This window comes from Ruegeria sp. YTSA105, assembly GCF_059610225.1.
The window spans coordinates 330726-342688 of sequence record NZ_JBXWNE010000001.1 but is presented as its reverse complement, the minus strand read 5'-3'; the positions used below and the strand labels follow the sequence as shown (position 1 = coordinate 342688).

The 11963-nt window shown below is 54.5% G+C and carries 14 protein-coding genes; 6 read left to right on the top strand and 8 right to left on the bottom strand.

What is annotated here, in order from left to right; all coding sequences use genetic code 11:
* The first annotated feature begins 424 nt into the window (after positions 1-424).
* Positions 425-1447: a sugar-transfer associated ATP-grasp domain-containing protein gene (locus AC2FH2_RS01710; protein WP_496822661.1), complete on the top strand. Its 1023-nt coding sequence runs from the start codon at positions 425-427 to the stop codon at positions 1445-1447.
* Between the two features lie 49 nt (positions 1448-1496).
* Here AC2FH2_RS01710 and tgt read toward each other — a convergent pair whose 3' ends face one another.
* The gene (tgt, locus tag AC2FH2_RS01705; protein ID WP_142634055.1) at positions 1497-2627 is read right to left on the bottom strand and encodes a tRNA guanosine(34) transglycosylase Tgt; all 1131 of its coding nucleotides are present in this window, start codon (positions 2625-2627) and stop codon (positions 1497-1499) included.
* Between the two features lie 63 nt (positions 2628-2690).
* The gene (locus tag AC2FH2_RS01700; RefSeq protein ID WP_496822660.1) at positions 2691-3602 is read right to left on the bottom strand and encodes a nucleoside hydrolase; all 912 of its coding nucleotides are present in this window, start codon (positions 3600-3602) and stop codon (positions 2691-2693) included.
* 173 nt (positions 3603-3775) lie between these two features.
* Between AC2FH2_RS01700 and AC2FH2_RS01695 the strand changes: the two genes are divergently transcribed.
* The 3 genes from AC2FH2_RS01695 (at position 3776) to AC2FH2_RS01685 (ending at position 5404) form a co-directional block, all read left to right on the top strand.
* Complete coding sequence (locus AC2FH2_RS01695; RefSeq protein ID WP_142634059.1) at positions 3776-4666, top strand: SPFH domain-containing protein; 891 nt, start codon at positions 3776-3778, stop codon at positions 4664-4666.
* Entirely contained in the window at positions 4666-4944 is a 279-nt protein-coding gene (locus AC2FH2_RS01690) for an NfeD family protein (RefSeq protein WP_142634061.1), read from the top strand. Before AC2FH2_RS01695 ends, AC2FH2_RS01690 begins: the two co-directional genes overlap by 1 nt.
* 97 nt (positions 4945-5041) lie before the next feature.
* Positions 5042-5404 (top strand): SUF system Fe-S cluster assembly protein, encoded by a 363-nt coding sequence (locus tag AC2FH2_RS01685; RefSeq protein ID WP_142634063.1) that lies wholly within the window; start codon positions 5042-5044, stop codon positions 5402-5404.
* 22 nt (positions 5405-5426) lie between these two features.
* On the opposite strand, the gene AC2FH2_RS01680 is transcribed toward AC2FH2_RS01685, so the two are convergent.
* Positions 5427-5756: a hypothetical protein gene (locus AC2FH2_RS01680; RefSeq protein ID WP_142634065.1), complete on the bottom strand. Its 330-nt coding sequence runs from the start codon at positions 5754-5756 to the stop codon at positions 5427-5429.
* A 200-nt stretch (positions 5757-5956) separates the two neighbouring features.
* Between AC2FH2_RS01680 and AC2FH2_RS01675 the strand changes: the two genes are divergently transcribed.
* The gene (locus AC2FH2_RS01675; protein ID WP_496822658.1) at positions 5957-6322 is read left to right on the top strand and encodes a HesB/IscA family protein; all 366 of its coding nucleotides are present in this window, start codon (positions 5957-5959) and stop codon (positions 6320-6322) included.
* Here AC2FH2_RS01675 and AC2FH2_RS01670 read toward each other — a convergent pair.
* Entirely contained in the window at positions 6319-7242 is a 924-nt protein-coding gene (locus AC2FH2_RS01670) for an isopenicillin N synthase family dioxygenase (protein ID WP_496822657.1), read from the bottom strand. The genes AC2FH2_RS01675 and AC2FH2_RS01670 overlap by 4 nt on opposite strands.
* Positions 7243-7358: 116 nt before the next feature.
* Between AC2FH2_RS01670 and tpiA the strand changes: the two genes are divergently transcribed.
* A complete protein-coding gene (gene tpiA, locus AC2FH2_RS01665) occupies positions 7359-8108 on the top strand; it encodes a triose-phosphate isomerase (protein ID WP_496822655.1) in 750 nt (249 codons plus the stop codon).
* Here the strand turns inward: tpiA and AC2FH2_RS01660 are convergent, their stop codons facing one another.
* From AC2FH2_RS01660 to AC2FH2_RS01645, 4 genes are all read right to left on the bottom strand, one after another.
* Positions 8109-8420, bottom strand: coding sequence for a DMT family transporter (locus AC2FH2_RS01660; protein ID WP_142634071.1), 312 nt, complete (start codon positions 8418-8420; stop codon positions 8109-8111). It lies immediately after the preceding gene.
* A gap of 157 nt (positions 8421-8577) precedes the next feature.
* The gene (locus AC2FH2_RS01655) at positions 8578-9954 is read right to left on the bottom strand and encodes a TRAP transporter large permease (protein ID WP_282021297.1); all 1377 of its coding nucleotides are present in this window, start codon (positions 9952-9954) and stop codon (positions 8578-8580) included.
* On the bottom strand, positions 9954-10631 hold the full coding sequence (locus AC2FH2_RS01650) for a TRAP transporter small permease (protein ID WP_142634075.1): 678 nt from the start codon (positions 10629-10631) through the stop codon (positions 9954-9956). The genes AC2FH2_RS01655 and AC2FH2_RS01650 overlap by 1 nt, the downstream gene beginning before the upstream one ends.
* Positions 10632-10744: 113 nt before the next feature.
* Positions 10745-11746 carry a DctP family TRAP transporter solute-binding subunit gene (locus AC2FH2_RS01645; RefSeq protein ID WP_142634078.1) on the bottom strand — a complete coding sequence of 334 codons (1002 nt, stop codon included), beginning with the start codon at positions 11744-11746 and terminating at the stop codon, positions 10745-10747.
* Positions 11747-11963 lie beyond the last annotated feature (217 nt).

The following is an 11963-nucleotide window of genomic DNA, read 5'->3' as shown; positions in this document are numbered from 1 at the left end:
GTAAAGGTGGTGCGCCAAGCGTCCTATTTCAACCTTACCTGTAGTGGACCCAACAATGACCGGAAGGTTGCGCCTCCGCAAGACGATAACATGATCGGTCTCGTCAAATTCTCAATTTGACCCCGCTTGGTTTCTTCGGCGATTGCCTGCCTGGAAATTCAGAAACAAACAGCAAAAGTACAACACTATCTAACAGGCAGCTGCCCAAAGCCTGCCATCATTGCAAACAATATGATTGCATACCCCAACTTCTGATCGATTACTGTGAGTCGTAGAGATGACAAATCCAAAAAATACCAATGCTGCGGAATCCGACCATCAACGGTACTTATCTGCCCGCGACTCCGATCATGCGACTCTTTTAGCGCATGCCGCCAAAAGCTCTGGGCGATCTGTTATACAAGTCCAACGGAGCTTCAATCAAATGGCAAAGCCTCCCAGCCGTTTGAATATGGTCGAGTATGTGCGCAATGGCCTTCATCACGAAGACCGCTTTACCGACGCCGAACGCGCGGCATACATCTCCAATGATCTCCATTGGCCCATCGCCCACAAGTGTAACCATCATGGTTGGAACAGTGCCGCAGAAGACAAGATACTGGCTTCTACTTTGCTTGAAACAGCAGGTGTACCTGTCCCGGAAACCGTTGGCGTCATCGACCGTTCGAACCGACACTACCCCGGGGTTACGAAAATCAACACTCCTGAGGCGTTGCGCGATCTCGTTTGCAACCATCTGGAAGGTGGGCTTTTTGGAAAGATCGTCGAGGGGATGGTAAGCTTTGGGGCCTTTTTGATCGAGGATGCGGATCAATCCACTATCACTTGTGCAGGCCAACCGCCGATCACTTATGAGGCATTCCTAGACGAGTTCGTTGGGCAGAATTCATATGTCGTGCAACCTTTGCTCAAAAATCACTCTGCAATCCAAGACTACGCTTCAGCCCTTGCAACGGTGCGAATGGTTACGCTGGTAAGAGAAAACGACGTCTTTTGCCCAGTTGCCGTTATTAAAATTCCGCAGGGCCCCAATATTGCGGACGCCTTCTGGAGACCGGGGAACCTTGCTTGTTCGATCAATATCGAAACCGGTGTTATCGAAACCGTCGCGCGCCGCGCCAAGATGGAAACAGAATTCCTGGATGACCATCCTGACAACCCCGGTTTAATGGGCTTGAAACTGCCTTTTTGGGACGAATTGATCGAAATAAATGACCGTGCTGCAAGAACCTTTCAGCCAATTCGATATCAGTCGACCGACATCGCTATAGCCGAGTCTGGCCCGGTCGTTGTCGAGCTGAACTATGGCGGTGGCTTCGACCTGCCTCAATATGCAAGTGGCCGTGGGATGTTGACACCAGAAGTTCGTAGCTTTTTCGAAGGGTTTGGCTACGACCTTGATGCAAAACCACAAAAGAAGCGCTGGCTGTTCGGTAAACGCAGATAAAGCGCCCTCAATCTAGAGTCTTGTTAGGTTGACTGAAAAGGCGCTGAACCTAAATCTGTTCAATATCCCCTTGCGCGCGCTGCGCATGGAAGGTCGCCTGCCAGGCATCGAATGTACCAGCAGCAATGGCATCGCGCATACCCTGCATTATTTCCTGAAAATAGTGCAGATTATGCCAGGTCAGCAGCATGCCCGAGATCATCTCGTTCGAGCGGAACACATGGTGTAGATAGGCGCGAGAGTAGTTCGAACACGCCGGGCATGAGCAGGCCTCATCCAGCGGGCGCGGGTCATCTGCGTGGCGGGCATTCTTTATGTTGACCACGCCGTAACGAGTGAACACCTGTCCTGTGCGACCGGACCGTGAGGGTAAGACACAATCCATCATGTCGATCCCGCGGGCGACAGCTCCGACAATGTCGTCAGGCTTTCCAACGCCCATCAAATAGCGCGGTCTGTCGGCTGGCAGAAAGTCAGGAGCGTAGTCGAGGCAACCAAACATGGCCTCCTGACCTTCGCCCACGGCCAGACCGCCAACCGCGTAACCTTCGAATCCGATCGCTTTCAGCGCCTCGGCACTTTCTTCGCGTAGATCCTGTTCCAGCCCGCCTTGCATGATCCCAAACAACGCATGTCCAGGACGGTCGCCGAAAGCCTGTCGCGATCGATCGGCCCATCGCATCGACAGGCGCATTGATTCAGCAATTCGATCTCGATCTGCGGGTAGGGCTGGACATTCGTCAAAACACATCACGATGTCTGAACCCAGCAAGCGCTGTATCTCCATCGAGCGTTCCGGGGTCAGCTCGTGCTTGGACCCATCAACATGAGATTTGAAGGTCACGCCCTTTTCTGTCAGCTTGCGCAGACCAGCCAGGGACATGACCTGAAATCCACCAGAATCGGTCAGGATCGGGCGATCCCAGTTCATGAACTTGTGCAACCCACCCAAACGGTCAATGCGCTCGGCCGTAGGGCGCAGCATCAGGTGATAGGTGTTTCCCAACAGTATATCGGCACCGGTTGCACGAACACTTTCCGGCATCATCGCTTTGACCGTCGCAGCAGTCCCCACTGGCATGAACGCCGGGGTACGCACCTCGCCACGCGGCGTGTGGATCACTCCGGCGCGGGCCTTGCCGTCGGTGGCCTTCAGGTCAAATGAGAAACGGTCTGTCATTGGGCATCCTTGGGTCGCTAAACCGGGCAGGATTTGCCCGATCTGCTCAGCCATTGCAAGTTGTCAGGGTAAAGAGGCAACCTGCTGGGTAAACAGATCAACAACCCCTGCCCCGTCAACATCCCGACATACCAGCACAGCCGGTCGCGTTGAGACCGGACGCGTAGCGCCGGATTCCGTACCACCCACAATTACCTCAACCCCGGTTTCGACCATCTCGAACATCGTGCCATGGGTGCATGCGATCACAGCAGTCGAGTCATGCAGGCCGCAGCCCTCCAACCCGCCGATATCCTTGTAGAATTTTAGGTAAAATACCGAGATGTCACGCAGGAAAGCCCCCATATCGGGCGAGCGTTGGGCCAGACCGTCAAAATCCGCACTTTTGTACAGCGTTTTCAAGGTGACATCCAAACCAACCACAACGGTCGCCGGGGGTGCTGCAAACACTTCATTTGCGGCAAGGGCATCGTGATAGATGTTTGCTTCGGCATGTTCCGTGATGTTTCCTGGGCAGAAAACCGCCCCACCCATGATCACCAACTGTTTGATGTTCTGCGAAAACTCAGGGTCCAAACGCATCGCCGCAGCAATATTAGTCAAGGGGCCGATTGCACAAACCGTCAGCTCTCCCTTGTGGCGGCGCGCCATTTCCACCAGGAATTCCGTGGCATTCAAATCATGGTTCGCCCCGATTTCCGGGATATCGGTAATATCCCCAAAACCTTCGGGACCGTGAACATGTTCGGACGGTGCGTGGTGCCCTGTTCCCTGTGGGTAGGCCGCGCCTTGGGCCACGGGAATGTCCAACCCAAGTTTATCCACCAAAAACCGTGCATTGCGGCTGGATTGATGAACGTGGGTGTTGCCAAAAACGGTCGTGAGGCCGATCAAGTCAATCTCGGGGGCTGCAGCGGCATATGCAATGGCCATCGCATCGTCGATGCCGGGGTCTGTATCAATAATCAGTTTCATCCCAGCCCGATAGCGCAAACGCGAGGGGATGCAAAGCGGTCACAATAGCAAAAACTAACCAAAATCCATGGATCAGGGTTTTGAATCCAAGCACAATCCCTCCATACCAGAGTTGAAAATGGGCGATTCAACCCCCAAATGTATACTATCGTACACAATAAAAGAGGACAGATATGACCGAAGACCAAATCATTGGATTGCTTTCTTCGAACATAATTTACCTGCTCGCGGCGGCATTGATCGTCATCATCACGCTAAAAGGCATTAAAATCGTGCCGCAATCAGAAAAATATGTGGTCGAACGGTTCGGGCGCTTGCATTCGGTGCTTGGCCCTGGGATCAACTTTATCGTTCCTTTACTGGATGTTGCACGGCACAAGATATCCATTCTGGAACGCCAGCTTCCCAATGCAACGCAGGACGCAATCACCAAAGATAACGTTCTGGTCCAAATCGACACTTCGGTCTTTTACCGCATCCTAGAGCCGGAAAAGACAGTCTACCGCATCCGCGATGTAGATGGTGCTATCGCGACGACCGTTGCCGGAATCGTCCGGGCGGAAATCGGCAAGATGGACCTGGACGAAGTTCAGTCAAACCGTGCTCAACTGATCACTCAGATTCAAGGAAGCGTCGAAACCGCAGTGGATGACTGGGGGATCGAAGTGACGCGCGCCGAGATTTTGGACGTTAACCTCGATCAGGCGACCCGTGACGCGATGCTGCAACAGTTGAATGCTGAACGCGCGCGCCGCGCGCAGGTGACCGAGGCTGAGGGCAAGAAACGCTCTGTTGAGCTTCAGGCCGACGCCGAACTCTATGCGGCAGAACAAACGGCCAAAGCGCGCCGCATTCAAGCCGAAGCCGAAGCCTATGCAACCAGTGTTGTTGCCCAGGCGATTAAGGAAAACGGTATAGAAGCGGCTCAGTACCAGGTTGCATTGAAACAGGTTGAGGCATTGAACACGCTGGGCACCGGCAATGGCTCGCAGACTATCGTTGTACCTGCCAATGCGCTTGAAGCTTTCGGAAACGCCTTCAACATGCTGAAAGGACGTACATAATGGCTGATCCCTTTTGGTTAACATGGTGGCTATGGCTGGCTGGCGCGTTGGCTTTGGGCATCCTCGAAATAGTCCTACCTGGGTTTATCTTTCTGGGTTTCGCCATCGGGGCCGGGCTGACGGGTATTCTGCTGGCAATCCCTGGCATAGTACCGTCGCTGCCGATCCTGCTTATGATCTTTGCGACTTTGTCGCTGATTGCCTGGCTGATCCTGCGCCGCGTCTTTGCTCTGCCCCATGGCCAGGTGAAGAAGTTCAGACATGACATAAACGACTAAACTCTTATGGCACCCCTTAAGGGGGTGTCATTGTGCCTCTGGACGCTGCCCGAGGCTTTCCCTATATAATTCGTCAGGTAACAAACCCGAGGCACGAATGACTCACCCGAGCGAACAGTTTGAAGGCACACCTCTTATTGCCCCTTCAACGATTGAACACCCTCTTTATGAGCCGGTGGTCGACGCCTGCCGAACGGTTTATGACCCCGAAATCCCTGTAAACATCTATGATCTGGGTCTGATCTATACGATCGACATCACCCAGGAAAACGCGGTCAAGGTCATCATGACACTGACCGCGCCCGGCTGCCCGGTTGCCGGCGAAATGCCTGGGTGGATCGTCGAGGCAATCGAACCCGTGGCCGGCGTAAAAGAAGTCGACGTGGAACTGACCTGGGAGCCCCCCTGGGGCATGGAAATGATGTCAGACGAAGCGCGCCTGGAACTTGGATTTATGTAAGGCCAAGTGCGATGGCCTGCTGTTATTGAATTCCGCAGGTCGATTTGATTTCGTCCGACCTCTGGTTAAGCTTCTCTATGTAATCTCCTGATAACATAGTTAGTCTTTTCTTTTCGGTTCCAGTCACAAGGCCTAGAAGCGCCCCAGCAGGTGTAATGGCAATTACACTTTTGGCCTGCTCTTCCTCTGCATGTTTTCGTTCGGTTGCAATCGCGCGCAAATCACCTTCTGCCGTTGCACAGTTTACCGGATGTTGCTTTTCTTCTGCGATCGCCGTCTGAGCCAAAAACACAGACAGCATCAGAGAAGGAATTGTAAGAATATCTTTTTTTCTAAACCAAAGTCTTTTCATGCTATTCAGCCTCAAATATTTTCCAAAAGTGGATCATGGGTCAGGCTATGACGAGTGTAATTTGCAAAGCAAGCCTTGCTTACCGACTCAGGCAGATAATCTAACCCGACAGGAAAACTTAGGTAAGAAAACCTGCTATGTCTTGAGCCTGATGCCTCGGGGCACTACATTAGCAACAACGAACAACGACGGAGATCATGATGTTCGGCATCCCCGGCAAACAGGCCGTAACAATGACACCAAAGGCTGCAGAGCAGATTGCCCGCCTGATGACTTCGGGCGGTCATGCTGGTTTGCGTATTGGCGTCAAGAAAGGCGGCTGTGCCGGGATGGAATACACCATGGACTATGTCGACCAGCCTGACACCAATGATGAAGTGGTCGAGCAGGACGGCGCGCGGATCATGATCGCCCCGATGGCACAGATGTTCCTGTTTGGAACAGAGATCGACTATGAGGTCTCGTTACTTGAAGCTGGTTTCAAGTTCCGCAACCCGAATGTTGTAGATGCCTGCGGTTGCGGAGAATCCATCAAGTTCGACGAAAGCATTGCAACTCAGCCTTAAGACGCTGCCTGCAAGTGCACATAGGTCTCGTTGAACCGACGCGTCAAGTGCTCTCCTGCCTGGATGACATTCTCTGAATGTGGCGGGGCAACATTGGTGTCACAAGACGGGTTGAAGAACAAAGGAACCGACAGCCTTTCAGCAGATCCACCGATCACACGGTGCAGAGTTGCCTTGACCGCCCCTGCCGTCCAGAACTCCAGCATCTCCCCAAAATTGATAATGAATGTTCCGGGCTGCGCTTGGACCTGAGCCCAACTCTGGTCCGGCATCTGTACCTCTAACCCGGCTCGACCATCGGTGGCCAGCAGGGTCAGACAGCCATAATCAGTGTGCGCTCCGATACCGAAATCCTTTTCGCCTGCCCAGACTGGCCTTTGCGGGTAATAATTGCCGCGCAACAGGGCCATGGGCGTGTCGAAGGCAGTGTCAAAGCTGTTGGCATCCTTGCCCAATGCCACCGAAATGGCGCGCAACACCCGCATGGCAACCGAACAAGCGTCACCATAATAGGCCTCGATGATTGATCGAAACTCGGGCACAATCTCCGGCCATTGGTTCGGGGCATAAACCGAGAGGTTCTTGCCAAAGTACCTATTGGTCTCAGCTAGCTCGTATCCGCAATCGAACACCTCTTTGAAGTCAGGATTTGCAGCTGGATCTACCTGTTCCGAGCGCGAGGCGCCCCACCCACGGTTGGACCCGGTCACAGCCATATCAACACGCCGTTTCTCGGCCTCTGGCAGCCGGAAGAATGCGTGATATGCCGAGATGACCCGTTCCACCCGACAGGCGGAGATACCAGTATTGGACACGGTCAGAAACCCAACTTCACCGACGGCGCGGGTCAATTTGGCCAATTCCGCCGTGTCGCACCGATCCAGTTTTTCAAGATCAAGATGTTCGATCATATTGCTCATTCCTCATCGCGGCGGAAACTGCCGTTTTGCAACGGGCTCTGCAACCGGAATTGTCAGACCTGACTGGCAATGATATCCGGTCACCAGAAAACCGATTTATTTCAAGGGGACGCGATATGCGGCGCAAACTGGCGGCTGGAAACTGGAAGATGAATGGTAATGCTGCCGACTTGAGAGAGCTTCAGGCCCTTTCTCACATGCATGCTGCCCCGGCAGTTGATATTCTGATCTGCCCACCTGCCACCTTGATCCATCGGGCCAAAGAGAAGGTCCCGGGCGGAAACATCCAGATAGGCGGTCAGGATTGCCACGCGGCAAACTCGGGCGCGCATACAGGTGACATTAGCGCCCAGATGCTGGCCGACGCCGGAGCGTCAGCCGTCATTCTTGGCCATTCTGAACGCCGCGAAGACCATGGTGAACAGAATGAAGATGTTCGTGCTAAATCTATTGCCGCTATGTACGGTGGGCTAAAGGCGATCATCTGCGTCGGTGAAAGCCTGGAACAGCGCGAGGCCGCCAATACCCTGGATATAATCGGCGGTCAGATGTCTGGCTCGATCCCGGATCAGGCAACCGGTGAAAACCTGATTGTTGCCTACGAGCCGATCTGGGCCATCGGCACAGGGAAAGTGCCCACCCTGGATGAGATCGGACAGGTTCATGACTTTATCCGCGCGCGGCTGGAACGGCGCTTTGGCGAAGGCGTTGGGCGTTCGGTCCGGCTGCTTTATGGCGGCTCGGTAAAGCCATCAAACGCCGCCGAGATTTTCGCCGTATCGAACGTGGATGGCGCTCTGGTCGGCGGGGCGAGCCTGAAGGCTGACGATTTCTCGGGCATCGTTCAGGCTCTGGAACAAGCCTGATCAGGCCATTTTCATCGTCACCATCCCGGCTATGATCAAGACTGCCGCGCAGATGCGCGTGGCGGTCAGGGCTTCGCCCAGAAAAAGAATACCAAAGGTAAACGCGCCAACCGCTCCTATTCCCGTCCAGATGACATAGGCTGTTCCCAAAGGCAGCGTCCGCATGGCCAGTGCCAGCAATGTGAACGAACCAAGCATCGAAACCGCCATCAGGGCGGTCGGCCAGAACCGGGTGAACCCGGCAGATTGTTTCATCGCCACGGCCCAGACAATTTCAAGCAGGCCGGCAAACAACAGGATAATCCAGGGCATAGAAGAGACCTCTGATCAGTCCGGGTCGTCCCGGATACTGTCCCGTGATGGAGAGGTCGTCCTCTGCCCTTTTAGATAATCCCCTTGGCGCCCCGTTCAAGACGCAAAAACCGGGCAGAGATCCCCTGCCCGGTCTTATTCTCAGCGGCTGGACCCGCTAGTTTGTTATGATCTCCGGCCCCATGAAAGTGTTGGGCAGAAAGGTGGATATCCACGGGATATAGGTCACCATGATCAGGAAGACGAACAGGACCGCCAGGAATGGCAGGGCCGCCCGGACAACGCCCATCATCGGCATGCCCGCCACGCCCGAGGTCACGAACAGGTTCAAGCCGACCGGCGGGGTAATCATCCCGATCTCCATGTTCACAACCATGATGATGCCCAGGTGAATCGGGTCGATGCCTAGCTCGATTGCAATCGGGAACACCAGTGGTGCTACGATCACCAGCAGGCCCGAAGGCTCCATGAACTGGCCGCCGATTAGCAGGATCACATTGACCACGATCAGGAAAGTCACCGGCCCCAGACCTGCCGACAGCATGGCAGTTGCTATGTGCTGCGGAACCTGTTCATCGGTCAGTACATGTTTCAGGATCAAGGCGTTGGCGATAACGAACAGCAGGGTAACGGTCAGTTTCCCAGCTTCGAACAACGTCTGCTTGGTGTCGGGGTGAAAAATTGCCGTGATCAGCGCATAAGGCTTTCTGAGCAAAGAGATATTCTTTTCCTCACCCTCGGTGCTGAGGGGGCCCATGTCCTTGTAGACGAAGCTGGCAATCAAAAAGGCATAGACTGCGGCCACCGCAGCGGCCTCGGTCGGGGTAAAGATACCCCCATAGATGCCACCCAGAATGATCACGATCAGGAACAGACCCCAACCTGCTTCGCGTGCAGAGACTAAGATTTCGCCCCAGCCTTTCCATTCACCTTTGGGTAGGTTCTTGACCTTGGCCATCACATAGATGGTGATCATCAACATCAGCCCAGCCATCAGGCCGGGGATCACACCGGCGAGGAACATGCGGCCAACCGAAACTTCGACAGCAGCCGCATAGACCACCATCACGATCGACGGCGGGATCAAAATGCCCAGCGTCCCGGCGTTACAGATCACACCGGCGGCAAACTCCTTGGAATAACCAACCTGCCGCATCCCGGCGATCACAATCGAACCAATGGCCACCACCGTAGCCGGAGACGACCCCGACAGAGCCGCAAACAGCATACAGGCGAACACCCCCGCAATCGCCAGACCTCCGGGCAAGTGCCCCACGCAGGCAATCGAGAAACGGATGATGCGCCGGGCCACGCCGCCCGTGGTCATGAAGGACGAGGCGAGAATGAAGAAAGGGATCGCCAGCAGGGTAAAATGCCCTTCGAAAGCCTCAAACAAGGTACCTGCGACCGAGGCGAGCGAACTGTCGGAATAGATCAGCAGAAACAGGGTCGAACTGAGCCCCAGAGCCACCGCAATCGGTACACCGATCAACAGCAAACCTACGACCATCGAGAACAGAAGAATGACATCCATCAGTTGTGCTCTCCTTGCTGAGCGCGGACTTCTTCAATCTCGTCCTCGACTTCGTGACTGGCGACCATCCGATCGGCTTCTCCGCGCCAAATCTGTACCGCAACCTGCGCAAAGCGGATCACCAAAAGCAGCATCGACACGGGCAGAACCAGATACGGCACCACCTTGGGCAGTTTTTCATAGCCCTCGCCATAGTTGATCAGATCCTCAAGAAACCGCAGCGGGGCGACCATCGGAATGTCGTCGACCTCATAAAAGCTCTGACTGCGCGCATCGAAGTTGAACCCGGTAGGGAACCATCGCCCCGATGTGGGCGGCAGATCCGCGAACACGGCCCAATAGTCATATGCGCCTTTTAGCATCAGCAGAGAAAACACCAGACAGCAGGCTACTGCGATCAGAGCCAAAATCCGTCGAGGCGCCGGGCTGAGCATGTTCAGGATGGCGTCCACTCCCAGATGGGCGTGTTTCTTGACGGCATAAGACGCCCCAAGCAGCACCAACCAGCCGAAGGCGAATACCGTCAGCTCCAGTGCCCATAGGATATTGGAATTAAAGAAATACCTTGCGATCACATTGGCAAATGTCACAGCCGTCATCAGGCCCAGCAACGATGCGATCAAGGTTTCTTCGATATGGTCGACCAGCCCGCCTTGGCCGGATTGCGCACCAGACATCTATCTGTCCCCACATTTTTTTGAGATAAGTGCTGTTTGGGCGGGCCAAATCGGCCCACCCTGCCTGCGCGTCGAATACTCCCCAGTCCCCGGACGCGCGGCGTATACCAGGATCAGAACCCGGCGTTGATAGCCTGTGCGGCGTCGATCTTTTCTTGACCCACGTCACCGGCGAACTGTTCCCAAACAGGTTTCATGGCGTCGATCCAGGCCTGACGCTGTTCAGGGTTAAGTTCACGGATGATACCGCCCGCATTTGTGATCGAGACCTTGGCTTCCTCGTTCACCGAGAAGGATTCTTTGTTCCGCTGTTCTGTCACTTCGCCCAGAATGGTCAGGAACTGTTCGCGCACCGCAGGATCCAGGCTGTCCAGCCAGTCAACCGATGTCACGACCAGATAGTCGATGACACCGTGGTTGGTTTCAGTGATACCGTCCTGAACCTCAAAGAACTTCTTGCCGTAGATGTTGGACCAAGTGTTTTCCTGTCCGTCGACGACACCTTGCTGCAACGCGCCATAAACCTCTGAGAAAGCCATTTTCTGCGGGCTTCCGCCAATCGCCTCCATCTGCGCGACCAGCACGTCAGAGGATTGGACGCGGAATTTCAGGCCATTGGCATCCGACGGATCGACCAGCGGTTTGTTGGCCGACATCTGTTTCATGCCATTGTGCCAGAATGCCAGCCCCTGCAGGCCACGGCGCTGCATGCTGTCTTTCATCGCCTGACCGTCAGCCGAAGCCTGAAATGCGTCTACCGCGTCAATGTTCTTGAACATGAACGGCAGGTCGAACAGGCGGAATTGCTTGGTGAACTTCTCGAACTTGGACAATGACGGGGCCGCCAGTTGCACATCGCCCTGCAACATCGCCTCAAGGACTTTATCGTCGTTATAAAGCGTGGAGTTCGGGTAGACCTCCATGCACATCACGCCGTTCATCTCATCATTAACGCGCTGTTCCAGCAACGAGGCTGCAATACCCTTGGGATGTTTATCGGTATTGGTCACATGCGCGAATTTCACGACGATTTCGCCGTCTTCACAAGCGGCCATGCCTGCGGTTGCTGTTACGGTTAGAGCGACGGCCGTCGCTGCCGTTGTCAAAAATTTCATCAGTCGAGTTCTCCCAGATACTTCACTACGTCTCCGGACGCGCAGAAGCCGTCCCATGGCGGCGAGTGAACCGAATCGGGGTCAAGCCCTCAACTTATTGTGGGCTTGACTATCGGGTAGTATTTTTTCATTTATTTACTGAGTGTTACGCACTTCCTGTCTGGTATCCATTTGAGCCATTCGGGAACCCGTGCGAGAATCCGCACATATAAATGCC